Here is a 25358-nt window from a genome sequence, read left to right as displayed (position 1 = left end):
GCGGGGTGTAGCAGGGGCGAAGCGGGGGGCCTAGCGTGATGCTCCCTTTTTCGCCCCTCAATGACGCGGAAGCGGCGGCGCTTCCGCGATCTGCCTCGTCGACCGCGAGATCATACGGAAATGGGGACGGCTGGCGTGGTTGCGCGCCCTTTCACCGTCAGAAGCGATAGGCAAGGAACAGGCCGCCTTGCCACTGGTCGGCGGATCCGCGCAGGCGGACCAGCGGCGCGTCCTTTGCATCGTTGAGCAGCCGCGTGTAGCCGCCTGTCGCGGAAACGAGCCAGCGGTCGTCGATCCGGTAGTTCAGGGTCATTGTCGCGCCGACATCCTTGACGCCCTTGTCGGTAATAAAGGTCGGAAGACCGCTGCGCGCTGCCTGAGCCGCGTTCACGCTGAAATAGCTTTGCATATAATCCTCGTCCGCCCAACTCGCCGACGCACTGGCCGTGAGGGACAACGCTTCGGACAGGCGCACGTCGGCGCCTGCCGTTGCTGTGCCGACCAGTCCGTCGTGTCCGTCTGCGACATCCTGGGCCAGCGAGACTTCGATCCATGTCGGACCAGCGGCCAGGCGCGCAAGCCCGCCGACTTCGAACGCGCTGTCGACCTTTCCCAGTCCGTTCAGGGCGTCGTTACGCTTTTCGGGGCGATCGCGGCGATAGCGAGCGATGGGGCCGATGCTTAGCTTCACGTCATCCGCCGGCCGGATACGCAACAGATTGGCGCCGATTTCGGATCCGCGGAGATAGACGATGTCCTTGTATTCTATCGAGACGAACGGAAAGGGCAGGAGCTCATGATCTTCGGACCCCTCATAGTCGGGCGCATAGATGGCACCGGCGCCAAGCAAGATGGTCCAATCGTCTGATCCTTCGCCGTTTTCCTGTGCGAAGGCGCTTTTCGCTCCGAACAAGCATGCCGCCGTGGCAGCGGCGCCGAACAGGCCGATGGCCAGCGATTGGCGCCATGTCGGGCGCACCGGAGGCAGGGGCAGATGGTCGGCGATGGGGTGATGGCTCATAAGATCTCCGGGGGAAGGGATGGAATGTCCCCCGGCTTGTAGATTCCGGTCGAGCTAGCCCGATAACCGCACGGTTTCCGTTTGTTACAATTTGTGTCTGCTAAAGACTTGCAGATGTGCGGGAGGTAAGGAGCGCTCATGGCGACTGATCGACCATCGCATATCCTTGTGGTCGACGACGACCATCAGATACGCACCATGCTGGCCCGCTATCTGGGCGACCATGGCTTGCGGGTTACGATGGCTGACGGCGGCAAGCAGATGATGGATTTACTGGCTGACCATCATTTTGACGTTGTCGTCCTGGATGTCATGATGCCGGGCGATGACGGCTTTACGCTTTGCCAGCGGCTGCGGGCACGCAGCACGGTCCCCATCATCCTGCTCACCGCGCGCGACACCGAAACCGACCGCGTGATCGGTCTTGAACTTGGTGCCGATGATTATGTGCCCAAGCCTTTCAATCCGCGCGAGCTGCTGGCGCGTATCCGCGCGATGCTGCGCCGCGCGTCGATGGTGCCCGACGCCGTTGCCGCTGCAAAACGGACGCGCTTTCATTTCGCGGGATGGACGCTCGATATGTCCAGGCGCGCCCTCGCGTCGCCTAGGGGCGCCCGTGTCGATCTCACCACGGGTGAATTTGATCTGCTGGCGGCGCTGGTCCAGCATCCACAGCATGTGTTGAGCCGGGACAGGTTGCTCGATCTGGTCCACGGGCGCAGCAATCTGAACATTGATCGCAGCATCGATGTTCAGGTCAGTCGGTTGCGCCGCAAGATAGAGGCGGACCCGCAACAGCCGCTGTTGATCCGTACGGTACGCAACGGCGGCTATTTCTTTGCCGCTGATGTCGAAAGCGAAGGTGCAGGCGCATGACAGGCTTCGACCTGCGCCCGTCGCGGCTGAAACTGGCGCCGCGTATCGGCCTTGCTATCTTGCTGACCGTGTGTGCCGCCTATTTCCTGAATCAGGCGCTGCGCTACCTTATTCCTCCTCCGCCGTTTTTGATCGTTCAGCGCGATTGGCTGGTCGATGCGGTGGCGGACGGGGTTCGGGCCGCCGAACGCGCACGGCAAGGAGGTGAAGGGGATGCCAGCACGTTGCGCCGACTGCCTGCGGCTCGTCAGCTTGATTTCGAATGGGTGCAGGCCGATTTTGGCGCCGGGCATCGCCCTTCGCATCTGGAGGAAGGACTTCGTCGTGCGATCGCCGAGGCGCTTTCAGTGCCGCGCGACCGCGTTCGCGTCATGTCAAAGATATATGACCAGAATTATACGGAACGCACCGTTCGGACGGCGGTGGTGATCGTTCCGGAGCTACCGACGATGCTGACGGCCGATACGTTGGCCAGCAACGAAAGCAGCGTTCTTGGCGATCTGTCTATCTGGGTGCGGATCGGCAAGGGGCGCTGGCTGACGGTGACACCACGCAATGTCGATGCGCCGTGGCGCCATTATGCGCGGGTCGGCGTAGGCGTCGCTGGCTATCTGTTGATCGTCATCCTTCTGTCGATATGGATTGCGCGCAGCATCGTGCTGCCTTTGAACCGCTTGGCTGCTGCGGCCGAGCGGCTTGGGCGCAACCGTGAACCCACGCCGATCGGTCCCATGTATCTTCCCGAACATGCAGCGATTGCCGACACGTTCGATACGATGCAGATGCGGTTGAAGCGCTTCATCGACGAGCGCATGGGAATGTTGGCGGCGATTTCGCATGACCTTCGCACGCCGCTGACACGGCTTCGATTGATGGCCGAATATGTCGGCCACGCCGATCAGCGAGAGCAATTGCTTCAGAATGTGAACGAGATGGAGACGATGATCGGCGACACGCTGGCGTTCATGAACGAGGAGGCACGGCGTGAACGGGTGGAGGACGCCGACGTCGCGGCACTGCTGATCAGTCTGACCGATGAATATGGCGATTTCGGGCATAGCGTTTCCTATCAAGGACCGGACCATGCCGATCTGCCGTGCCGCCCACTGGCGCTGAAGCGTGCCTTTTCGAACCTCATCATCAATGGTTGCCAATATGGCGGAGCCGTCCGCATCCGGCTTTGCGTCACCGGTGCCGCGCTTGTCATCGACATTCATGACGCGGGACAGGGGATTGCGCCCGACCAGGAAGTAAGGGCCTTTCGTCCTTTTGAACGGCTGGAAATGTCACGAAACCGCGAAACGGGCGGATCGGGGCTTGGCCTTTCGATCTGCCGCGATATCGTTAGCGGCCATGGTGGAGAGATCAGCTTTCATCGCCCCGGTGATGGCTTCATTGTGCGTGTGGTCCTGCCGCGCCCGCCTTTGTCGGGGCGATAGGATACCGCTTATTGGTAGTCGATGACGAGTTTCGCGGCGGCCGCTACTGCGGCATCGCGCGCGATTTCGATCGTGCCGCCTTCGACGCGCGTCAGGGTAACGCCCATGCGTCGATAGGGCCGCGTCACGGGCTTTCCAAAGATACGGGCATCGACCGCCGTTTGCCCGTTCGGCGGGCTGAGCGCTTCGGCCAGGCCTGTGATCGCAAAATCGGCCGCGTCGCGATCGGCGAGCAATACGGCACTCGCGCTTGGCTGTGCCACTTCGATCGTCGGGATGGGGAGACCCAGAATCGCGCGCGCGTGCAGATCGAACTCGGACAAGGATTGCGAAATCAGTGTCACCATGCCGGTATCGTGCGGGCGTGGGCTGAGTTCGGAAAAGATGACCGTGTCGCCCTTCACGAAAAATTCGACCCCGAAAATGCCGTGACCACCGAGCGCGTCGACGACCATTGTCGCCATTTCCTGCGCAGCGGCGAGCGCCGTCGCGGACATCGCGGCGGGCTGCCAGCTTTCGCGATAATCGCCGCGTTCCTGACGGTGACCGATAGGCGGGCAAAAGGCCACGCCGTCCTTGTGGCGTATGGTCAGCAGGGTGATTTCGTAATCGAAATCGATAAAGGTCTCTGCGATCACGCGCAACCGGTCGCCGCGCATTCCCGCAGCGGCATAATCCCATGCAGCGTCGATGCCGGTCGCGTCCCTGACCGTGCTTTGCCCCTTGCCCGATGAAGACATGACGGGCTTTACCACCAACGGAAAGCCGATGCGCTCCGCGGCTGCGGCAAGCTCTGCGCGGCTCGTCGCATATTCGAAAGTTGACGTGACAAGGCCCAGTTCGCTGGCGGCCAGATCGCGAATGGCGTCGCGGTTCATTGTGAGCTGTGCTGCGCGTGCGGAGGGTACGACGTGGAACCCTTCGGATTCCACCTCCGCCAATATTTCGGTGCGGATCGCCTCGATCTCCGGCACGATATGATCCGGGCGGTGCTTATCGACCGCGCCCCGCAGGGCGTCGCCATCGAGCATCGAAAATACTTCATATCCGTCCGCGACCTGCATTGCCGGCGCGCCTTCATAGCTGTCGCATGCAATCACACGGCAACCAAGGCGCTTTGCAGATATGACGAATTCGCGCCCGAGTTCGCCCGAACCGAGCAGGAGGATGGTGGCGGTGGGGGTCATGGAATGCTCCGATTCTGTTTGGTCTCTCCTGACCCGATATGGCGTCGCCGCGCAATGCACGTTTGTTCAACGCGACCGGCCGGTCATCGAATAGCCTGTGGCATGCTTTGAAGGAGAATGGCCATGGCAAGTGCTACCGCTGCGTTGGAAGGTATCACGACCGAAAATCTATTCGACCGCTATCACGCGAGCTGGGAAGCCAAAGATCCGGACCAGATCGCGGCACTGCATTCGAAAGACAGCGTTTTTTGTCTTCATGACGGATCGCCGGTGGTGACTGGACGCGATCCGCTGCGCGACCATTGTCGTCAAATGTTCCAGACATATGAATTCTCGATGGAAATGGGCCGACGTCTATATGCTGACGATCATTGGGTCTTCGAATGGATGATGATTCTTCCGCTCGTTGAGCCCGACGGCACAGCTTTCACGGCGCGGATCAAGATGCTGGACGTCGTGACCGTCGATGCCGATGGCCTGGTCTCACGCAAGGACATTTACCCGGACAGCCTGGGGATGGCGGAGGCATTTTCCCGTGCCGGGATCGTTCGTTGACCTCCTAGCTTGTGCATCGCCTGCGAACGGCGGATAGTGGCTTTATGCGCGATGTCCTGTCGCCTTTTCGAAATGCCTGTTTTCCGGTTGGCTGTCATGGCCTTGCGGTTCACGCCAACATCGTGACCTGCATATTGGCGGGGCGAAACGGTTCGGTGCGACTGAACGGCCAGGATTCGTGTGTCGAAGGCGAGGTGTTGCTCGTCCGTCCGGGCGTGGCCCATTCGGTGACGCTCCCGGCGCGCGGCGCGGATGTTCTTTATCTCAATGGATTGGACTGTCCTTTCGATGCCCCGCTTGGGGTGCCGCTCGATGGTGCGTTGGCCTATGCGGCGCGAGACGCTTTGAACGGGAGTGGTGATGCCGCAGCAAATCTCCGCGCTCAGCTCACACCGGCATTTCGCTTGCTGACGCCGGCGATGGGGGGCGTTGTGAACGCCATACACGCGGATCCGATGTGGCGGATGTCACAGGGCGAATTGGCGCGACGGCTCGGTCTAGAGCGAACACAGGCCCTGCGCTGTTTCAAGGCCGCGACAGGGCAGGGGTTTCGCGAATATAAGCTGTGGAGCGCGCTGCAATATGCAACACAGCAACTTGTGGGTGGTGCGCTCGTTCGAACGGCTGCAATGGATGCGGGCTTTTCGGATACCGCCCACCTGTCGCGGGTGTTTCGTCATATCTTCGGGCTGACGCCGAGTGCGGCGATCAGAGGAATGGCGCTATAGCAACGGGCGAGGTTCAAACGCTCACTCGGGCCATGCATCGGTGTCATGGTCGGGGTGCTGATGGTTACTTGTGCGGATCGATTCGACGATTTCGGCCATCGTCTCTTCAGTTGTCCCTTCTTCGCGAAGCCGCGGAAGGGTGTCGAACCAGGACATGCGACCTTCCGTTCCGAACTGCACCTTGGGCGGAAAGCGCGCCGGTTCGTCAAGTGATCCGGTCGTTACGCTAAGGTGACGGCTTTCGCGATAATCATAGTAGAGCGGAGTGCCGCAGTCCCGACAAAAGCCACGTTCGACCTTGTCCGAACTGTTGAAGGTCGATGCTGCGCCTCGCGTCCAGCATAGCGCGTCACGTGGTACACCGATCAGGGCGGCGAAGAAGTTTCCCGATGCCTTCTGGCACATCCTGCAGTGGCAGATATGCGACGTGTCCAGTACGGCGGTCGCGTGATAGCGTACCGCACCGCATTGGCACCCGCCCGAGATTTCGGTGGCGATCCGTTCCATGGTCAAAGGGCTATCATCCGGCGGCGGGTCTCGCAATCCGCCCGCTTCTGGTCTTGGAACAAGGCACGCTTATCAATGCGGTGCCGCCTAGCGCCGAAGCAGCCTCTGGATGACATATGCTGCATCGCGGCCGACACCGCGCAGTGTGGCCGAGGCAAAGCCATTTTGACCAGAGAGGCCAACAAAGCCGAGTCTGTGCAAGGTTTTCGATATGCCGCGACGATGGACGGGGTGTCCGTGACGATCAACGGCCGGGGTGCCGGATAGAAAGTCGAGCGAGGGTCGGTACCCGGTCGCAAAAATCACCGCATCGGCGTTTATGCTGCTGCCATCGGCCCATTGGACGTCTCGTTGACCGAAGCGTTCAAACATCGGTTTTACGGCGGGGCGGTGCGCGCGTATCGCGGCGCGATAGCGACCGTCATCGATGATTGGAACGCCATGGTCAGAGAAGAGGCCGGTGCCATTGAGCCGAAGCTTGTCGAACCACCAGTGAATATCGCGGCGCAAGATACGCTGAGGAATGAAGCGCAGTCGGTCGCGGGAAACCAGGGTGACGGCGCTATACTCTGCGAGTTCGGCAGCGATCTGAATGGCTGAATTGCCGCCGCCGACAACGATAACGGACTGTCCAGCAAAGCGCGACGGCTCCCTATAGTCGCTACTATGCAATATCTCTCCCGCAAAATGCGCGGCGCCGGAGATCGACGGCAGGTTGGGCGCACCGAAGCTTCCAGTTGCAACGACCAGCGCGCGCGCGTGCCGGGTTTCGCCGCAGTGAAAGCTTATTCGATAGCGAGCTCCGTCGACCTCTACCTTCCCGACCTGTCGCCCCGTTTCAATCTGATGCGCGAAGCGCGCAGCATAGGTGTCGAGATAGGCGATCACTTCGTCCCGCGTCGGATAGTGGTCGGGATTGCCGGGGAAGGGAGCGCCCGGCAGTTCGGAATAGCGTGCCGGTGAAAAGAGCGTCAGACTGTCATAATAGCGGTGCCATGATCCGCCTGCCTTGTCGGCGCCATCGACGATGGTGAAGTCAGCGTCGGCGGCATGCAGCATATGTGCGGCGGCCAAGCCGGCCTGACCCGCCCCGATCACCATGATGTCATGGTCGCTCATGTCTCGGCTGAAGCCGTAAAACCGGACCGCAGACGGGCATCGCCATCTTCGAAATCGGGCGCGGTAAGCCAAAGGCGCAGCAAATGCCGCTTGTCGTCGGGATGTGGCCAATCTTCATATTCGGTGCGGGCATGCAGCACGACCGCGTTACGCAGGAATTGCATATCGCCTTCCTGGAAATTCATGTCGAGCGCGACGCCGTCTTCCTGGGGAATCTGTTCGAGCAGGTCCAGCAGCGCCAATTGATCGGCCGAAAGTGTCGCGATGTCGGGGAAATCGTCCGCCGCGGCACGGATGTACCAACTGAGCAACAGCATCCGAAACATCGTCCCAGATCGCGATACAATTGGATATTCGAAGGTGCGCTGACCCTCCGGGCCGAATTCATTATGCGCGTGGTGGTGGTACAGTTGGTACAGCAGACCTGCGATGTCTGGCCGCCGCCGCACAATCTCGTTGTGGACATGGACCGACGAGCAGATGCGGCTGACGCCGCCGGATTTTCCCGCGCGCAGACATAGCAGGCCGATGATGTCGGCGCCGTCGGTGTGAAAGGTCAGTTCCTTTCGCGTCTTGTATAGGCGCGATCGTTTTTCGATGCCGTCCGGGCCGACGTCGCGGATATCGACCAGTCGCTGCCCCGCTCCATTTTGTGCCTTGGGCTCCCCAAGCTGCGCGCCGACCAGCCAATAGGCGGCTGCGGCATGCGCCTTGCCGATGTCGCGAACCGGAAGGCCGCGGATCAGCAACATGCCGGGCCCATCGGCCAATTCCGACCGCCATTGTCGCAACCGGTCCGCGACGCGGGGCATGGGGAAATGATCTGAATCGATGGCGGTAATGTCGGGCGTTGCGGTCAGGGCGCGCTCCGACGTTTCGAGCAGTTCCGTCATCTCAGCCGGTTCGAACTCCCGTCGCCAGATATCTTCGCGCTGTTGCAGCACGGCTCCGCGCCATGGGGCGGGGGTGTCGACTGGTTCGATGTCAGTTGTTGTCATGGCTGTCCCTCCCGATGCGTCTGGTGCGGCGTGCTTTGTATATTTGATATTTCCGCAAATATCGAAATATATGGGAAGGTCAAGAGCACTGCCGTTGGAGGTGGGGTTCGGTGGCCAGGTCTGCGCTGCGCCTGTTGCTGGTTTGGCGGTTCAGCGCATCAATCGCCGGAATGGGCCGGCTTGTTGGTGGTGTCCGGAAAGCCGCGGCAGCAATCCTGCATCAGAAATTCCAGCAACTGCCGCATCGCCGCGAAGTTCGCGCTGTAGAAAATCTGGCGGCTTTCGCGTTCCGAGTGCACGAGCCCGCTGCGCTCGAGCGTCGCCAGATGATGGGACATGGTGGACGGGGGGACACCCGCTTCCTCTGCCAGATTTCCCGCGGCCAAGCCGTCTGGTCCCGCCATGACAAGGTTGCGAAATACCGCGAGCCGGGTTTCGTGTGCCAATGCGCCCAGCGCTTCGACGGCCCAACGCGGCGCTTCTGTGTCGTTCATGCCCTAATCCAATCGAAAATTTGAATAGTCGCAAGGCGGTAAGGGGGTCAATCGAAACCCGGAACAGCGGCGCGCCGCGCCGCGAACTTTGTCGACTATGTGGGCGGCTGCCGTCGCCAGGCCTTATTGGTTTGGCGCTATGGCTTACAATGTTTCTTGATCATGTCATACCAGATGTGTAGTCCTCTCTTTCGTCGGTTAGAAGAGGGACGGGGGGTGCGATGCTGAGAGGGGCGATTTTCCTGTTGTCGGCATCCGGCGCTGTGCTGGGATCGGCCGAAGCTCGCGAGTTTCTCGTCAGCGACGAGGCCGGCTTCGCATCGGCGGTCAAGGCGGTGCGGCCGGGCGACTCGATTGTCTTGCGCAACGGTGAATGGCGCGACTTCCAGATTCTCTTCGTTGGCAATGGAACCGCGCGACAACCGATAAGGCTTGTTGCGCAGACGCCGGGTCAGGTGCTGCTGACTGGCCAATCCAATCTGCGGATCGGTGGGCGGCATTTGCACGTATCGGGCCTCGTCTTTCGCGGCGGGTTCAGCCCGTCGCGTGAGGTGATCAGCTTTCGCCGCGATTCGAAAGTCCTGGCCAGCGACAGCCGCGTCACGGAGGTGGTGATTGACGGTTTCAGCAAACCCGATCGCCGAGCCGAGGATATTTGGGTCGCGCTTTACGGCAGCGGCAATCGCGTCGACCACTCGCATTTCGAAGGCAAGACCAACGCTGGCGTTACTTTGGCGGTGATCCGCAAAGCAGGCGGTCCCCTCGATAACCGTCACCGGATCGATCATAATTATTTCGGACCGCGACCGCCGCTTGGATCGAACGGTGGCGAGACGATCCGTATTGGAACCAGCGAGGAATCGCTATCCAGCAGCCACACGACCGTCGAGCGCAACATCTTTGATCGCACCAGCGGCGAAGTGGAAATCGTGTCGGTCAAATCCGGCGGCAATGTCGTGCGCGAAAATCTGGTGCTTTCATCGCAGGGGGCTTTCGTACTTCGCCACGGCAACGGCAATCGGATCGAGCGCAATATTTTTCTGGGGAACCATATCCCGGACAGCGGCGGTGTGCGCATCATCAATGGCGATCAGGTCGTCCGCGACAATTATTTCGAAGGGTTGGCGGGCCAGGATTTCAAGAGCGCGATCAGTGTGATGAACGGTGTCCCGAACTCGGCGATCAACCGCTATCATCAGGTGTCGAACGCGGTGCTCGAGCGGAATTCTGTGATCGACAGCGCCCGGATCACCCTTGCCGCCGGCGCTGACGCAGAGCGGTCCGCCGCGCCGGTGAGCAGCCGTTTCGCGTTCAATCTGATTGTCGGGGCCAAGGGTGCGGACCCTTTTCGTGCTGACGGGGACGTGTCGGGCATTGAAATGGTAGGCAATGTCGAAGCGCAGACCCAGAGGCCATTGTTCACCCTCGGCGTCACCCAGCGCGAAGTACAGCTCGAACGCGCGTCAAATGGCCTTCTCTATCCCGTTGACCCTGCGTTGGCCGGCGTGGGGGCGCCGCGCGATCTTGTACCGGTGACACGCGAAGAAGTGGGGGTGCCATGGTATCGAACGGCGGCGCCAGTTGCGGCGGTCGGGACCGGACGCATCATCGCACTGGGTTCGAGCTCTTCGCTCGCTGACGCTTTCGCGGCGACGGCTGCAGGCGACACGCTCCTGCTTGCCGCGGGCGTTTATGAGGTTGCTGCGCCGCTAGTGCTGCGCCACCAGCTGACGATTGCCGGCCCCAAGGGACGCGATGCGACGCTCCGTGTGGCGTCAGGGCTCGCAAGGATTGAAGGTGGTGGTGGATTACGGCTCGAAAATATCGCGGTCGAGGCTCGCAAGATTGCAGCAGAGGGCGCCCTGATTGCCGTCGGATCGGGTGTCGCGCCGAATTACAACATTGTCCTTGAAGATGTGTCGGTGCGCGGCCCGGCCAGGGGTCGTTTTGACGGTATCGTCATGGCGCCAGGCACGTTCGCCAACGCTATCTCGATCACGCGAAGTCGTTTCGCCGACATGGGCGTCGTTGTGGTCGGAACGGGTGAGGACCGCCCCAAGGGCTGGTATCCGGTCGAACGCCTGACGATCGCCGACAGCCATTTCGACCGCGTCGCGATGGTTGCTGACCTGCTGCGCAAGGGAAGCGATGAAAGTACCTTTGGGCCGCATTTCGAAATGACCCAATCCGACGTCGCCGACAGCGGCGTTGATGGCGTGTCGCTACGCCTTTCGGGAGCGCAGCACGCGCTGCTGTCGGGCAACCGCTTTGCGCGATCCGGCGGGGTTGCGATTATCCACTCGGTCGGAACGCCTGACACGCGCCTTGTTGGAAATCGCTTCGTCGCCACGCCCGCGCCGCGGATCGAAGAGCTTGTCTATTCCGGTCCGCTCCGGGCGCATCTGTCCGGTAATATTTTGGAGGCTCGTCCATGACCCGCTCGCTTGCCCTGCTCATCGCTGCGGCGACACTGGCCTCGTGGCCAGCCTTCGCCCAACCGGAAGGCGGGGCTGCCGTGTCGGTCCAGGCCTCGCTTTTTGCTGAGGAAGTCGCGCGCGCCAGGCACGAGGTCGATGCGGCTATTCGGGCCGGGGTCAATGTGCCGGTGCCGCGGGATCCGGGCGGCGGCGTCACGCACGAACAGCACAAACGTAATTATCGCACCATTTTCGAGGGCGGGCAGCTCTATCGGCTCACTGGCGACCGGCGTTATCTTGATCATGTGCGTGCGCTTCTGCTCGCTTATGCCGATCTTTATCCAGGCCTCGGGCGTCACCCTGCCGCTGCCAATCAGGTGGCCGGGCGTCTGTTCTGGCAAAGCCTGAACGACAGCGTGTTTTTGGTGAATGCGGTGCAGGGTTATGCCGAAATCCGCGACGTGCTCCCGGCCGCCGACCGTCAGCGGATCGATGATAATGTGATCTGCCCGATGGCACATTTTCTGTCTGACGAATCGCCAGAGGTGATCGACCGGATCCACAATCATGCGACCTGGGCCGCCGCCGGGGTGGGATTGTCGGGTTATCTTCTCGGCGACCGCGATTTGGTCGACAAGGCTTTGCTCGGCCTCGACAAGAGCGGCAAGACGGGCTTCCTGCGCCAGCTCGATCTGCTCTTTTCGCCTGACGGCTATTATGCCGAGGGCCCCTATTACCAGCGCTACGCGCTTCAACCGTTCGTCGTTTTCGCGGCGGCTATCGCGGCCCACGACCCCGACCGCGAAATCTTCGCCTATCGTGATGCCATCGTGCTGAAGGCCGTTCGAGCCGCGATCGATGTCACCCACAACGGCTATTTCATCCCGGTTAATGACGCGATCCGCGACAAGAGCCTGCGGACCGAGGAACTCTATCATGCGGTCGCTATCGCCTATGGTGCGACCAAGGATCCGACCTTTCTGTCGATTGCGGACTGGCAGGGGCGCACGGTTTTGACCCCGGCCGGCGAACAACTCGCGGGCGACCTTGCCGCCCGAAAGGCGCAGCCGTGGCGCTTTGATTCGCGCGCGCTTGGCGACGGTCCCGACGGCAAGCAGGGGGCGCTTGTTCTGCTGCGAACCGATGGAGGGCGCGATGGCCCTCTGCTCGTCGCAAAGAACAGCGTACAGGGGATGGGGCATGGCCATTTCGATCGCCTGAACTGGCTGTACTTCGACGAAACGGGTCCGGTCGTGACTGACTATGGCGCCGCGCGGTTCCTGAATGTCGAGGCTAAGCACGGTGGGCGCTACGTCCCTGAAAACAATAGCTGGGCAAAGGCAAGCATCGCGCACAATACGCTGGTGGTTGACGAGCAGAACCAGTTCGGCGGCAAATGGAAGGTCGGTGAAGAACGGCCGACGCAACAACTCGCCGCTGGCTTGGCGGGTCCCACCCGCTATTCGATCGCCGCGATCGACACCGCCTACAAGGGCGTCGCAATGCGCCGCGCCTTGTTGTTGGTTGAAGTTGAGGGGCTCGCCAATCCGCTGACGATCGACATTCTCCGCGCCACTGGCGGCGGCCGACATGTCTATGACCTGCCGCTGCACTTTTCCGGACATATAATCGATAGCGACATTGATTTCGCACGCCATCTGGCAGAACGGCCTGTGCTGGGCACCGCGAACGGCTATCAGCATCTGTGGGTCGATGGAGTGGGTGCACGGGCTGGAAAGGCACGGCTCACATGGATGCAGGGAAGCCGTTTCTACAGCTATCACATGCTCCCACCTGCTGGCGCGCGCTTTATCCTTGCCGAAAGCGGTGCCAATGACCCGCAGTTCAATCTGCGCCGCGAACCGGCGCTGATCCAAAGGGTGGAGGGTGCGGCCGACGCGGTCTTTGTCAGCCTGCTCGAACCTCACGGAAAATATGACGCATCGTCAGAATCTGTGGTGGCGAGCAAGGCTCGCGTTTCGGCGATGGATCATCGCCGTGCCGACGGCGCCGATATTCTGACCGTTACCTTTGCGGACGGGCGCCGCTTTGCAGTCGCGGTTGCCGAGGATGTGGCGCCCACGGCGCGCCACCGCACCACGGTGGACGGGCGCGCTTTCGAATGGACCGGCCCCGTCGGCCGCCTCGATCTTTCCAGGGAGACCCGCAAATGAACGGGAAACTGCGTTGGTGCGTGATCGGCCTGATCGGCCTCGCCACCGTGATCAACTACATAGACCGCAACGCGCTCGCGGTGATGTGGCCCGAAGTCTCGAAGGACATCGGCGCAACGAAGGAAGATTATGCGCTGTTGGTGACGATCTTCATGATCTTCTACGCCTTCGGCCAATCGCTGTTCGGACGGATATTCGATGCGATCGGGACGCGGATGGGTTTCACCATCTCGATCGTCATTTGGTCGCTGTCGATCGCGGCGCACGCGCTGGTTCGTTCCTTGCCGCTGCTGGGGGTGCTGCGCGCGACCCTGGGTATCAGCGAGGCGGGTAACTGGCCCGGTGCGACCAAGGCCAATGCGCTGTGGTTTCCATCGCGCGAACGCGCACTGGCGCAAGGCATTTTTAACGCGGGCGCCTCGCTGGGCGGGATCGTATCGGCGCCGCTGATCGCCTTGCTATTCGTCTATTTCGGTTGGCGTGGTACCTTCGTTTTCATTGGCCTTCTCGGCTTTGTGTGGCTGGTGCCGTGGCTCTGGTTCTACAAGGCCGACCCTGAAAAACATCCTGGGCTGAGCGACACGGAGCGGGAGTATATCCTATCCGGCCGCACGGAGTCCGGACGTGATGAGGGACGCCGCATCCCGCTTGGCGAGTTGTTGGGGTATCGGCAGAGTTGGGGGGTTATTCTCGCCCGCTTTTTTCTGGACCCGGTCTGGTGGCTGTTCGTTTCGTGGCTGCCCATCTATCTCGCCGAAACTTTCGGCTTTGATATCAAGCAGATCGGCTTGTTCGCCTGGGTTCCCTTTGTCGGCGCTATGTTCGGCAGTTTGTTTGGTGGCTGGTTCGCGGGACGCATTATTGGTGCCGGTGGCAGCGTTCACAAGGCGCGCACGCTGGCGATCGGTATCGGCTGCGCGATCATGCTTCCCGCCTTGTTGCTGACGATCCGCGCCGACGATCCGTTGACCGCGGTGTTGCTGATCGCGTGTATCCTGTTCGGGTTCCAGATGGCGATCGGCAATATTCAGACGTTGCCGAGCGACTGGTTCGGTGGCGGTGCGGTCGGCAGTCTGGCGGGCATCAGCGGCACCGCCGCCGTTGCGGGGACGCTGATCACGACCTGGCTCGTCCCGCTGCTCACCAAGACCAGCTACGCGCCGATCTTCGCGCTTTCGGCGGCCATCGTGCCGCTGGCCTTCCTGTCCTTTCGACTGATCGGCGGCCGCGTCGAACCGGTCGCCACAACCCCCATCAACACCCAAGAATAAGGAACTGCATCTCATGACTCTCCAGGGCAAGACCGCGCTCGTCACCGGCGGTGGACGCGATATCGGCCGATCGGTCTCGATCGCGCTCGCCCGCGCCGGTGCGCGCGTCGCCATCAACTACAAGAGCGGCCGCGAAGCGGCAGAGGAAACGCTCGCCGCGATCAAGGATGCCGGCGGCGAGGCCTTTCTCGTCCAGGCCGACGTGACCGACGGCCCCGCGGTCAAGGCCATGCTTGAAGAGGTCGGGGTCGCCTTCAGCGGCAGGCTCGACATCCTCGTCAATCTCGCGGGCGGCATGGTCGCGCGCAAGACGCTGACCGAGATGGACGAGGCGTTTTTCGATCATGTCATGGCGCTGAACATGAAATCGGCCTTTCTGGTCCTGCAAGCCGCCTATCCCTTCCTGGGCGAAGGGGCGTCGGTGATCAACGTCGCATCGCAGGCAGGCCGCGATGGCGGCGGGCCGGGGGCGTCGGTGTATGCGACCGCCAAAGGCGCGCTCATGACCTATACGCGCGCGATGGCGAAGGAACTGGGGCCGCAGGGCATTCGCGTCAATGCCGTCTGTCCGGGCCTGATCGGAACCAGCTTTCACGACATATTCTCGAAACCCGAAGGCCGCGCGGCGACCGCAGGCAATACGCCGCTGCGCCGCGAGGGGCATCCCGACGAAGTGGCCGACGTGATTGCCTTCCTCGCATCGCCCGCGTCGCGGTTCCTGGCGGGCGTGAATCTCGATGTGAACGGTGGACTGTTCCTGTCCTGACAACAGGCCTTCTGGGGAGATGGTTATGCGCAGGTTTCTAGGCGCGGCGGCGATTGTCGCCGCCGCATTGGCAGGCGGGGTCCAGGCCAAGGAGCGCGAGCGGAGCGATGCGCCCGCGCTTCAGCCCTACAAGATCATTCTGGTCGGCGATTCGACGATGGCGCCGCACAGCGGATGGGGCGGCGCCTTTTGCGCATATCATGTCAAATCATCCGTCGCCTGCGTCAATGCCGGGCGCGGGGGACGGAGTAGCCGTAGCTATCGCCAGGAAGGGTCGTGGGACATCGCGGTCGCCGAAGCGAGCGTGCCGGGTTATCGCGGCGCATGGGTGCTGATCCAGTTCGGGCACAATGACCAATCGAGCCGGCCCGAACGCTGGACGGAGGAGAAGGGCGAGTTTCCCGCCAATCTTCGCCGTTTCGTCGCGGACGTGCGCGCGGCGGGCGCGGTGCCGGTGCTCGTCACGCCGCTGACCCGGCGCGAATTTCGTGATGGCCAGCTTTACAACAGCCTCGCAAGCTGGTCGGACGAGGTGCGCGGCGTCGCCAAGGCGATGGACGTTCCGCTTGTCGACCTCAACGCCCTGAGCGCCGCCCAGACACAGAAAATGGGGGCGGAGACCGCGACCCAATTGGCACAGGAGCCGCCGACCGCCGAAGAACTGGCGGCGGCAAAGGCCGGGACGACGCTGTCGGCGCGTCCGGCCCCTCCGCCTCCCCCGGCGATCGAGGGGAAGGGCGCCCGCGGTCAAGTGACGCGCAAGTTCGATTACACCCATCTGGGCAATGTCGGAGCGGAAGTGACCGCACGGCTGGTGACTGACGCCCTGGCGCAGGCTGTCCCCGCGCTGCGGAGCCAACTCGTCCGCTGACGAAATTGGACTTTCAAAGTGGTTAGTCCATGATGGCTTACATATTGGTTGACAATATGGCCTGAGTGGGCGACCACATTGGTCAGAACAGAATCGATATTCGAGGGAGAGAGAGTGTGATTTCGTACGACCAGGATCGTGTCCGGGCGCTGCGCGCCGCGTTGCTTGCGGGTGTGGGGCCGGCGCTGTTGCTGGTCGCGGGGCCGGTGGCGGCGCAGGATGTGGCGGCCGAGCAGGGGAGCGAGGCCGAAGGGGACGCGATTGTCGTCAGCGGCATCCGTGCGACGATCCAGGATTCGATCAATGTGAAGCGCCAGGAAACCGCGATTGTCGATGCGCTGTCGGCGGACGACATCGGCGATATCCCCGCCATTTCCGTAGGCCAGGCCATTCAGACCATCACCGGCGCGACGACCCACCGCGAAAAGGGGGATGCGTCGGAAATCGCGTTGCGGGGCCTGGGGCCCTTTCTCAGCAACTCAACCTTCAACGGTCGCGACGCCAGCAACGGCAGCGGCGACCGGTCGGTCAATTTCAACCAGTTTCCGTCGGAACTGGTCAATAATATCAAGATATACAAGACGCAGCAGGCCGATCTGGTCGAAGGTGGCGTCGCGGGAACGATCGAGATCGGCACGCTGCGTCCGCTCGATTTTGGCAAGCGGCGCCTGCAGGGCGAGCTGAAGGCACAGTATAATCCCTATGGCGACCGCATTGTCGGCGAAGGCGGCATCGGCTGGCGCGGGACGCTGAGCTATGTCGACCAGTTCGCGAATGATACGATCGGTATTGCGATCGGCGTGCAGCGCAACGACACGAACAATCCCGAAGAAACGATGGCGGGCAGCAGCACCTGGACCGCGTGCCGCGCCGACATTGTCGTCGCCAACGGCAATTGCACCGAATATGCCCGCGACCAATATGATCAGGATTTGCCTTTTTATCTGGTCCCGAACAGCTATATTTTCCGCCAGATCAGCGAGAAGGACAAGCGCGACGCCATTTTCGGCGCGATCCAGTGGCGTCCTTCGGACCAGTTCAACGTCAATCTCGACGTGCAATATTCCGACCGCCGCTTTGTCGAGAACCGGAACGATCTGACGATCTCGGAAGCGCGCCGCAGCCTGGCCAATGTCGAATATGACGAAAATCATATCATTCGTTATGCCGAAGGCCAAAGCGCGCTGGAATCGAACGGGACGATCCAGTCGCGCAGCGAAGAATATCTGGGCGGTGGCCTTTCGGTTGAATGGCAGCCGAGCGAGCGGCTGACGCTGACCGTCGATGGCAGCTATTCGCGGACCATTCGCAAGGATGTCGCGCGCAACTTCCGGCTGCGTACCGATCAGAGGGACGTCAACGGCGCGCTCAATTTCTTTGCCGGTCCAAACAATAACAACATCCGCGTTCCCTATACATATGAACTGGCACCCGGCAGTTTCGTGCCGACGATCACGATCGATCCGCGTTTCGATCTCAACAATCACGACCTGTTCTGGGATGATGCCCGTTTCCGCCGCGACGAGAGCCGCCGCGAGAATGAGATTGTCGCCGCGCGGTTCGATGCGTCCTATGAAATGGACGGCTTTCTCAGTCGTGTTTCGGCTGGCGCTCGCTGGTCAGAGCTGAGCTATGAAGATTATTCGGCCCGTAACGGTGATTTCAACTTCAATCCATCGCTGGCCGAAGACAATCGCATCAACAATCTTTGCAGGCAGAGCTTTCCGCAGACGGGTTTCCTGACGGCCGCCAAGGGCAATATCATCAACAGCTGGGCAACCTTCGATACGAATTGCCTTTTCCGCGAATATGTCGGCGTCGAAGATCCCGGTCTTCCCGACGATATTCGTTCGATCGGCAGTCGCAATGTCACCGAACGGACGCTCGCGGGTTATGTAATGGCGGAATATGATGCTGACCTTGGCGACATGCCGGTAAGGGGCAATGTTGGCGTGCGCGTCGTCAACACGCGGGTGACATCGGTGGGTCTGCGGAGCGATCTGATCGTTATCGATAATGGTGACGGCACGATCCGTCTCGATACGACCGGGGATTTCGACGCCGTCACGATCAAGAGCCGCAATACGCGCATCCTTCCCAGTGTGAATGCGATTTTCGAAGCGGCGCCGGATGTGCTGGTCCGGCTCGCAGGTTATCGCGCCATGTCGCGCCCCGCGCCGAGCGCGCTTGGTGCCGGTCGCGACATCCTGCTGGAAAGTGGCAATAGCCACACGACGATCGAAGATGCGATCCGGAACATCACGGCGACGGGCAGCCCGCGCCTCAAGCCGCTGATGTCATGGAACGCCGATGCCGCGGTCGAATGGTATCCGAACAAGGACAGCCTTCTGTCGGCGACGCTCTATTACAAGCAGTTCAATGGCGGCTTCCAGCCGGTGGTCTTCAACGAAGAGTTCACGATCGACGGACAGGCCGTGACCATTCCGGTCAGCCAGACGCGCAACAGTCCTGACAAATCGCGCATCTATGGCCTGGAGTTGACCGCGGCGACGCGCTTCAGCTTCCTGCCCAAGCCGCTCGACGGATTGGGGGCGAAGGTCAGCTATAATTATGCGGACTCGAACTTCGAAAATCACGACATCCGCCTTGGCGACGAATATCATCCTGAAACCGACAGCGTGTCGCCCGGTATCATCCCGGCGGCGGGATTGTCGGGATATTCCAAGCATGTGCTGTCGGCGCAGGCCTATTATGATATCGGCCCGGTATCGCTGCAGGCGATCTACAATTACCGGTCGAAATATTATCAGGATTTTGTTGGCGGCAATTCGCAGCTTCGTTTCGTCGGCCCCAGCGAGACCGTCGATTTCCGGGCGTCGCTGAACTTGATGAAGGGGGTTTCGCTGCGGTTCGAAGCGTTGAACATCTTCAACGAACCCAAATCGACATATATGCCGGTCTATGGCAGCACCCGGCAGTATCATTATTATGGGTCGAAATATTTCATCGGTATCCGGGCACGGATCTAGGGCGCGTTCGATATGAAGCTGTCGTTCGTTTCAGTCTGCCGTGCTTTCGTCCTTCGACCCTGGGCGAGGGCACGGCTTGTGCTGGCGAGCATCATCGCGGCGGCGGCGAGCCCCGCCATGGGACAGGATCCGGCGCCCGAAACGATCGTTCGAAACATCGTCTATCGAATGGTCGACGATACCGCGCTGAACCTTGACATATATGTCCACCGCGATGCGGCCAAGGCGCCGACGCCGGTGCTCGTCCATTTCCACGGTGGGGGGTGGGCGCGGGGGCAACGCCCGGAAAACTGGACCGGATTTCGGCCCTATCTTGCGGCGGGCATGTCGCTTGTGACCGTGCAATATCGGTTGGCGGGGCAGGCGCGAGCCCCCGCGGCCGTGACCGATGCCCGCTGTGCGCTGCAATGGGTGGCGGCCAATGCCGCGCGTTTCGGTTTCGACCCGGAACGGATCATCGTCACCGGCACCTCGGCGGGTGGGCATCTGGCGCTGATGGCGGGTTTGCTTCCGGCCACCAATATGGTGGACAGCGACGCGTGCCGCGACGTGCCGAAGGCGGCGGCGATCCTTGATTTCTATGGCCCATCCGATCTTGCCGCCGCCAGCGCGGGCTCCGCTGCGCGACATGGAACGGTGGCGAACTGGATCGGCGAGGGGCCTGACGCCGCGGCGTTGGAACGTGCCATGTCGCCCGTGACCTGGCTCGCGGCCGACAGCCCGCCCATTTTCATCGTGCATGGCGATGCCGACCCTGTGGTGCCCGTCGCGCAGTCGATCGATCTCAAGCATCGCCTCGACGCGCTGGAGGTTCCGTCCGAATTGTTCGTCGTTGCGGGTGGGGGCCACGGAAAATTTGATCCGGAAAGCAATCGCGCTGTCGTCGGCCGGGCCATTTCCTTTTTGTGCGGGCGCAAATTGCTGGATGCTGCCGTTTGCGTTTCGAAAAACTGATGATCATCGCGGTCATGGGCTTCAAACTTGTCATACCGGATTGTATGAACCTTGCTGTACTTAAGCGGGGAGTTGATTGAGCCATGGCCGAACGCCGTCTTTTTGAGGATGTCGCGGACGAAATTCGCCGTTTGATTCTGGAGGGAATCTATCCGCCGGGGACGCGCCTGCCCGGCGAAAGGGAGCTGTCGGAGCGTTTCGAGGTGAGCCGCGTCACGATCCGCGAAGCCGAGATCGCGTTGCAGGCAACGGGGTGGATCCATATCCGGACCGGCGCGGGCGCCTATGTCGCGTCCGAACTTCCCGGCAACAACGGCCGCTTGCCGGAGGTCAGCGCGTTCGAACTGACCGAGGCGCGTTCGCTGTTCGAGGCGGAAGCGGCGGCGCTCGCCGCGCCGACCATTTCGGCCGAAACGCTCGCCAGGCTGGAAGAACTGCTCGACGCCATGGCCGACGAACAGGCCAGCGAGGACGAGATCAGCGCCATCGACCGCGAGTTCCATATGACCATTGCGGCCGCATCGAACAACAAGGCCATCATCCATGTCATCGAAAGCCTGTGGCGGATGCGGATGGAATTGCCCGATGTGCGCACCAGCCATTCGATGGTTTGCCGCAAGGACGGCAAGGCGCGGCAAGCCGAGCATGCCGACGTCGTCGTCGCGCTGCAAAAGCGGGACGCGGCGGGCGCGCGCCTGGCGATGCGGCGTCATTTCAATCGTCTGCTCGAATCGATGCTCGACGAAACCGAAGAACGCGCGCTGGTCGAATTGCGTCAGCGCTCGGCCGAAAGCCGCGAGCGTTACTTGCTGAGCGCAAAGCTCGCCTGATGTCGATCTGGACGCCCGCATGAAGGACGGTGCACACGCCGGCGATCCGGCGGCGATCCTCTGTGCGGCGCGCCAGTCCGGTGCGGCATTGGCGGCCTTTCCGGGGCCGGTGCCCGATACGCTGGAGGACGCCTATGCCTGTCAGCGCCGCCTCCTTGCCGGGCTTGGTTCGCCCGTGAGGGGGTGGAAGGTGGGACGCATTCCGCCTGCGATGACGGGCGTGCTGGCTGCCGAGCGGCTGGCGGGGCCGGTGCTCCGCTGTGCGATGCTGTCTGGCGAGGCGCCGGGCGAGGCCGCGGTTTTTGTGGGCGGCGCGGCGGCGATCGAAGTCGAGGTGATGCTGCGCCTTGCCGGCGTGCCGGACCGGGTGCTGCGGGACGATGCGGAGGCTCGCGGCTATGTCGATGCCGTTTGCGCGGGCTTCGAGGTCGCCAGTTCTCCTGCCCCCGACGTTCATGATCACGCGCCCTTTGGCATCATTTCCGACAATGGCATCAACAACGGCATTTTGATCGGGCCGTCGCTGTCCGCTGACGATTTCGACCATGTGCCCGTCGAAACGCGGATTGGCGGAACGCTGGTCGGACAAGGGCGCGCCGTCGACATATTGGATGGCCCCTTGGGCGCGCTTCGCTTTCTGGTCGATCTTCACCTGCGCGGGATGATCGTGCTGGCGCCTGGGCAGTGGATTTCGGCGGGCGCGATCACCGGGGTTCATCCTTTCGCGCCGGGAGAGGTGGCGACGGCGCGCTTCGGCGCCGATCTCGCCATTTCCTGTGTCGCCGTTCCCGAAACCGGATATTCATCATGACTTTTACCCGCCGCACCGTCGCCTGTTTCGGCGAGCTTGTCGTGCGCCTGTCGGTGCCGCCGGGCGAGCTGCCGTTTCAGTCGCCGCGCTTTGACGCTTTCGTCGGCGGTGCGGAGGCGAATGTCGCGGTCGCCCTTGCCGCGATGGGTCATGATAGCCGGATGATCAGCGCGGTCCCGCACGGCCCGGCCGGCGATGGCGCGCTGGGGGAGTTGCGGCGGCATGGCGTGGCCGTCGACAGGGTCGGCCGCCATCCGGGGCGCATGGGGTTATATTATCATCTTTCGGGCGGGCCGGGGCGTCCGGCGGAAGTGACCTATGACCGCGCCGCGTCTGCCTTTGCCGGCCTTGATGCCGACGTATGGCGGTGGGACGATCTTCTGTCCGGCGCCGACTGGCTGCATGTGTCGGGCGTGACGCCGGCGCTGGGGGCGAGTTCCGCGCAGGCGGCGTTGGCGGCGGTACGGGCCGCACGCGCCGCGGGGATCGGCGTATCGTTCGACGGCAACTGGCGCGGACGGCTTTGGGAACGCTGGGAGGCGGACCCCCGATCGATATTGAGCGCGATCGTTGCGGAGGCCAATGTGCTGTTCGGCAATCACCGCGATGCCAGCCTGTTGCTGGGGCGGCCATTTTCGGGCGAGGGAACGGAAAGGCGGCGCGAAGCGGCGCTGGCGCTGCTCGACCAGTATCCGGCGCTGGATTATGTCGCATCGACCGCCCGGCATATTGTCGGGGAAGGGGAGCATCACATCACGGCGCGGATCGACAGCCGGGATGGCGCCGTATCGACCCAGCCGGCAACGGTCGCGCCCATCGTCGATCGCGTCGGGACGGGCGATGCCTTCGCGGCGGGCGTGCTCGACGGCCTGTGGCAGGGGGAGGGGCTTGAGGCCGCCGCACGCGGGTTGGGCCTGTCGCTGCTGAAGCACGGGCTGCGCGGTGATTTCGCCCCCTTTTCCCGCGCCGTCGTCGAAAGCGCGTCGGTGGGGGCGGGCGACGTGCGGCGATAGATTGGCGGCCCCGCCGCGAGTCCCGGTTCGCGTCACCCCGCCATCAACGGCCCGCTATACGCCGCCCTGTCCGTTTTCGCCCTATATCGTCAGGAGAAAGGGGCGGCTTGTCAGATCAGCCGCTCCTGGAATTTTCCGCGCATGCAATGGTTGGAGCTCATGGCCGCGCCATAGCCGCCGGCGTTGAGTAGGGCGATATAATCGCCCTCCTCAAATGGCGGCATGGCGATATCCTCGCCCCACAGGTCGAGCGCTTCATTGATATTCCCTGCGATCGTGCAGCGCTGCCACGCCGCGACATCGGCGGTCCGCGGGACGCAGGCGACCGGTTCGCATGGCAGGCCGTAAAATGCGGGTTCGGGATGCAGGTTGAAGCCTCCATCGACGCTGACGAACAATGTATCGCGCTTGCGTTCGACATTGGTGACGCCGAGGACCAGCATTCCGGCGTCTTTCACCAGATAGTCGCCGGGCTCGACGGCAATTTCGACCGGACGGCCGGCGAAATGGTGGCGGAGCGCGCTCGCCCATCGCGCCAGATCGAGCGGCTGGTCGCCGGCGCGGTGGGGAAGGCCAAGCCCGCCGCCGATGTTGACGACGCGGACGTCGGGAAGCTGGTCGAGAAATTGCAGCCCCGCCGCCAGTGCGGCCTCCCAATCGCCAAGTTGCCGATCCAGATATCCGCAACCGACGTGAAAATGCAGGCTGGTGACACGCAGATGGCGATTGCGGACGGTGGCAAGCGCCGCGTCCCATTGTTCGCGATAGATACCGAATTTCGTCGTTCGCATCCCGGCGTAGGTCAGGCGCGGATCGTCGCCATAGCCAACGCCGCGACCGGGATTGACCCGAATGCCTATTTCGCGCCCTGGAAGCTGATCGCCGATCCGGTCGATCATGCCGATCGAATCGCAGTTGATCGTCAGCCCGTCGTGCGCGAGCAACCGGGCCATGTCCCGCCGCGACACGCCGGTGCCGGTAAAGCTGATGCGTTCTACCGGAAAGCCACAGGCCAAGGCATGGTCCAGTTCGTCCGGCGAACAGATGTCGATGCCGCATTCGCCGGTCCCGGCCAGCATGGAAAGGATCTGCGGGTTCCGATTTGCCTTCATCGCATAATAGACGCGGTGGGGCCTTTCGGTGCTGCGCAGCGCTTCCCGCAGCCGGGCCAGATTGGCGCGGATGCGGGCGGCGGAATAAAGATAGAGCGGGCCTTCCGCCGTGGCGGCGAGCGCGGCAACGTCGGCGCCCGCAAAGGTCAATCGTCCATGACGATATCGAAGCTCGTCACGCTCCCACCAGAACCCCGTGCCTGCCGCGTCGGGGGTCACGCCGGTACGCGGGTCAGCGCCGCCAGAAAGCGTTGCCCGGTCGGGGTCGCCGCCTCGTTTCGTCCCGTGATCCAACGGCGGCAACGGGTCGATCCGCAAATGCAGGCGAATTGCGCGAACAGGCGATCTTCGGTTTCCGAATAGTCGATCGTCAAAAGTTCGCCATTCCTGATCCGGCGAAGCGCGACCAGTTCGAAATGCGTCATGTCGAGACGGCAATTGGGATCGCAGCCGTGCGAAAGAAAGCCGATATGGCGCGTTCCGGAAATATGGAGACCGGGCCGGATCTGCAGGCTGTGCTGCGACACGAGTGTACCGACGTTGCCGTCAAAGCGTTCGATTACGGTTCCTTCTATGCAGTCGCGCCGCGCGCGAACGCAAAGACCGAAATCATCATCGCGGGATATGCCCAACATTGGCGCTTCCTTTATCGGAGCGCCATCGCCCTTTCGCGATGCCAAAACCATTCGCAAACCCCTGTGCTGCCGGACATCCCACCGTCACGGCCCGCGGTCCCTAAACCCCATCGTCTAGTGCGAATCTCTTATAAAATCGTAGCCGGTTCTGTCCGTGATCGCGATCATAGCGAAGATTATCCATGGTTTTGCGCACGATATGGAGCCCCAGCCCACCGATCGGACGCTCTTCCACCGGCAGGCTGATATCGGGGGGCGTTGCCGCAAGCGGATCGAAAGCCGCGCCATCGTCCACGATTTCAATGGCTACGCGATCCGGCGCCTTGCGCAGGCGGACGTGAACGGTTGGTTCGGCAGCGCTGCTTCCATGGACGAAGATGTTGCTGGTGATTTCATCCAGAGCGACCAGAATTTGCGCCGCCGTTCGATCCGGAACCGCATGGTCCGTGAAAAACTGCTCCGCAGCATCCAGCAAGGCCTGCAAGCCCGCATTTCCATCGGACAGGGTGCGGCTAAATTCTGTCTTCACGACACCGATCGTTCCAGAAGGCAAGGCGGACGCTTGCGGGGCTTCAGCTTAATCGAGTGGA

The 25358-nt window shown here is 62.1% G+C and carries 23 protein-coding genes; 14 read left to right on the top strand and 9 right to left on the bottom strand.

All coding sequences use genetic code 11. The features are described from left to right. Positions 1–157: 157 nt before the first annotated feature. Positions 158–1021 (bottom strand): MipA/OmpV family protein, encoded by an 864-nt coding sequence (locus U0S50_RS13090; RefSeq protein WP_322309201.1) that lies wholly within the window; start codon positions 1019–1021, stop codon positions 158–160. 138 nt (positions 1022–1159) lie between these two features. On the opposite strand from U0S50_RS13090, the gene U0S50_RS13085 reads away from it, so the two are divergent. Next, on the top strand, positions 1160–1897 hold the full coding sequence (locus tag U0S50_RS13085) for a response regulator (RefSeq protein WP_322309200.1): 738 nt from the start codon (positions 1160–1162) through the stop codon (positions 1895–1897). Beyond that, positions 1894–3336: a sensor histidine kinase gene (locus tag U0S50_RS13080; RefSeq protein WP_322309199.1), complete on the top strand. Its 1443-nt coding sequence runs from the start codon at positions 1894–1896 to the stop codon at positions 3334–3336. Before U0S50_RS13085 ends, U0S50_RS13080 begins: the two co-directional genes overlap by 4 nt. Positions 3337–3344: 8 nt before the next feature. Here U0S50_RS13080 and purT read toward each other — a convergent pair whose 3' ends face one another. Further along, a complete protein-coding gene (purT, locus tag U0S50_RS13075) occupies positions 3345–4523 on the bottom strand; it encodes a formate-dependent phosphoribosylglycinamide formyltransferase (RefSeq protein ID WP_322309198.1) in 1179 nt (392 codons plus the stop codon). A 123-nt stretch (positions 4524–4646) separates the two neighbouring features. On the opposite strand from purT, the gene U0S50_RS13070 reads away from it, so the two are divergent. Both U0S50_RS13070 and U0S50_RS13065 read left to right on the top strand, forming a co-directional pair. Then, on the top strand, positions 4647–5078 hold the full coding sequence (locus tag U0S50_RS13070; protein WP_322309197.1) for a nuclear transport factor 2 family protein: 432 nt from the start codon (positions 4647–4649) through the stop codon (positions 5076–5078). A gap of 44 nt (positions 5079–5122) precedes the next feature. Continuing rightward, positions 5123–5806 carry an AraC family transcriptional regulator gene (locus tag U0S50_RS13065; protein WP_322309196.1) on the top strand — a complete coding sequence of 228 codons (684 nt, stop codon included), beginning with the start codon at positions 5123–5125 and terminating at the stop codon, positions 5804–5806. 21 nt (positions 5807–5827) lie between these two features. On the opposite strand, the gene U0S50_RS13060 is transcribed toward U0S50_RS13065, so the two are convergent. From U0S50_RS13060 to U0S50_RS13045, 4 genes are all read right to left on the bottom strand, one after another. Continuing rightward, positions 5828–6313 (bottom strand): GFA family protein, encoded by a 486-nt coding sequence (locus tag U0S50_RS13060; protein ID WP_322309262.1) that lies wholly within the window; start codon positions 6311–6313, stop codon positions 5828–5830. Positions 6314–6400: 87 nt separating this feature from the next. Next, on the bottom strand, positions 6401–7432 hold the full coding sequence (locus U0S50_RS13055) for an NAD(P)/FAD-dependent oxidoreductase (protein WP_322309195.1): 1032 nt from the start codon (positions 7430–7432) through the stop codon (positions 6401–6403). Next, positions 7429–8430, bottom strand: a complete 1002-nt coding sequence (locus U0S50_RS13050; protein ID WP_322309194.1) for a TauD/TfdA family dioxygenase — start codon at positions 8428–8430, stop codon at positions 7429–7431. The genes U0S50_RS13055 and U0S50_RS13050 overlap by 4 nt, the downstream gene beginning before the upstream one ends. Before the next feature lie 158 nt (positions 8431–8588). Further along, positions 8589–8924 carry a metalloregulator ArsR/SmtB family transcription factor gene (locus U0S50_RS13045; RefSeq protein ID WP_322309193.1) on the bottom strand — a complete coding sequence of 112 codons (336 nt, stop codon included), beginning with the start codon at positions 8922–8924 and terminating at the stop codon, positions 8589–8591. A 221-nt stretch (positions 8925–9145) separates the two neighbouring features. Here U0S50_RS13045 and U0S50_RS13040 point away from each other — a divergent pair, with 221 nt between their 5' ends. The 10 genes from U0S50_RS13040 to U0S50_RS12995 all read left to right on the top strand — a co-directional run bounded on the left by U0S50_RS13040 (position 9146) and on the right by U0S50_RS12995 (position 23021). Continuing rightward, the gene (locus tag U0S50_RS13040) at positions 9146–11359 is read left to right on the top strand and encodes a polysaccharide lyase 6 family protein (RefSeq protein ID WP_322309192.1); all 2214 of its coding nucleotides are present in this window, start codon (positions 9146–9148) and stop codon (positions 11357–11359) included. Continuing rightward, entirely contained in the window at positions 11356–13515 is a 2160-nt protein-coding gene (locus U0S50_RS13035; protein WP_322309191.1) for a heparinase II/III domain-containing protein, read from the top strand. Before U0S50_RS13040 ends, U0S50_RS13035 begins: the two co-directional genes overlap by 4 nt. Beyond that, positions 13512–14786, top strand: a complete 1275-nt coding sequence (locus tag U0S50_RS13030; protein ID WP_322309190.1) for an MFS transporter — start codon at positions 13512–13514, stop codon at positions 14784–14786. The genes U0S50_RS13035 and U0S50_RS13030 overlap by 4 nt, the downstream gene beginning before the upstream one ends. 13 nt (positions 14787–14799) lie before the next feature. Further along, the gene (locus tag U0S50_RS13025) at positions 14800–15552 is read left to right on the top strand and encodes a glucose 1-dehydrogenase (RefSeq protein ID WP_322309189.1); all 753 of its coding nucleotides are present in this window, start codon (positions 14800–14802) and stop codon (positions 15550–15552) included. Between the two features lie 25 nt (positions 15553–15577). Beyond that, the gene (locus U0S50_RS13020) at positions 15578–16423 is read left to right on the top strand and encodes a rhamnogalacturonan acetylesterase (RefSeq protein WP_322309188.1); all 846 of its coding nucleotides are present in this window, start codon (positions 15578–15580) and stop codon (positions 16421–16423) included. Between the two features lie 116 nt (positions 16424–16539). After that, positions 16540–19413 (top strand): TonB-dependent receptor, encoded by a 2874-nt coding sequence (locus U0S50_RS13015; protein ID WP_322309187.1) that lies wholly within the window; start codon positions 16540–16542, stop codon positions 19411–19413. A 78-nt stretch (positions 19414–19491) separates the two neighbouring features. Further along, on the top strand, positions 19492–20367 hold the full coding sequence (locus tag U0S50_RS13010) for an alpha/beta hydrolase (protein WP_322309186.1): 876 nt from the start codon (positions 19492–19494) through the stop codon (positions 20365–20367). Positions 20368–20450: 83 nt separating this feature from the next. Then, the gene (locus U0S50_RS13005; protein WP_322309185.1) at positions 20451–21197 is read left to right on the top strand and encodes a FadR/GntR family transcriptional regulator; all 747 of its coding nucleotides are present in this window, start codon (positions 20451–20453) and stop codon (positions 21195–21197) included. Between the two features lie 19 nt (positions 21198–21216). Beyond that, on the top strand, positions 21217–22008 hold the full coding sequence (locus U0S50_RS13000; RefSeq protein ID WP_322309184.1) for a 2-keto-4-pentenoate hydratase: 792 nt from the start codon (positions 21217–21219) through the stop codon (positions 22006–22008). After that, positions 22005–23021 carry a sugar kinase gene (locus U0S50_RS12995; protein ID WP_322309183.1) on the top strand — a complete coding sequence of 339 codons (1017 nt, stop codon included), beginning with the start codon at positions 22005–22007 and terminating at the stop codon, positions 23019–23021. The genes U0S50_RS13000 and U0S50_RS12995 overlap by 4 nt, the downstream gene beginning before the upstream one ends. A gap of 110 nt (positions 23022–23131) precedes the next feature. Here U0S50_RS12995 and U0S50_RS12990 read toward each other — a convergent pair whose 3' ends face one another. The 3 genes from U0S50_RS12990 to U0S50_RS12980 all read right to left on the bottom strand — a co-directional run bounded on the left by U0S50_RS12990 (position 23132) and on the right by U0S50_RS12980 (position 25321). Further along, positions 23132–24352: a diaminopimelate decarboxylase gene (locus U0S50_RS12990; RefSeq protein WP_322309182.1), complete on the bottom strand. Its 1221-nt coding sequence runs from the start codon at positions 24350–24352 to the stop codon at positions 23132–23134. Continuing rightward, positions 24349–24768: an SET domain-containing protein gene (locus U0S50_RS12985; protein WP_322309181.1), complete on the bottom strand. Its 420-nt coding sequence runs from the start codon at positions 24766–24768 to the stop codon at positions 24349–24351. Before U0S50_RS12985 ends, U0S50_RS12990 begins: the two co-directional genes overlap by 4 nt. 100 nt (positions 24769–24868) lie before the next feature. Then, on the bottom strand, positions 24869–25321 hold the full coding sequence (locus tag U0S50_RS12980) for an ATP-binding protein (protein ID WP_322309180.1): 453 nt from the start codon (positions 25319–25321) through the stop codon (positions 24869–24871). Positions 25322–25358: the final 37 nt, after the last annotated feature.

Origin of the sequence: Sphingopyxis sp. (genome assembly GCF_034380315.1) — a bacterium.
Taxonomy (GTDB): domain Bacteria; phylum Pseudomonadota; class Alphaproteobacteria; order Sphingomonadales; family Sphingomonadaceae; genus Sphingopyxis.
The sequence above is the reverse complement of the archived record's forward strand: the minus strand, read 5'-3'. Positions and strand labels throughout refer to the sequence as shown.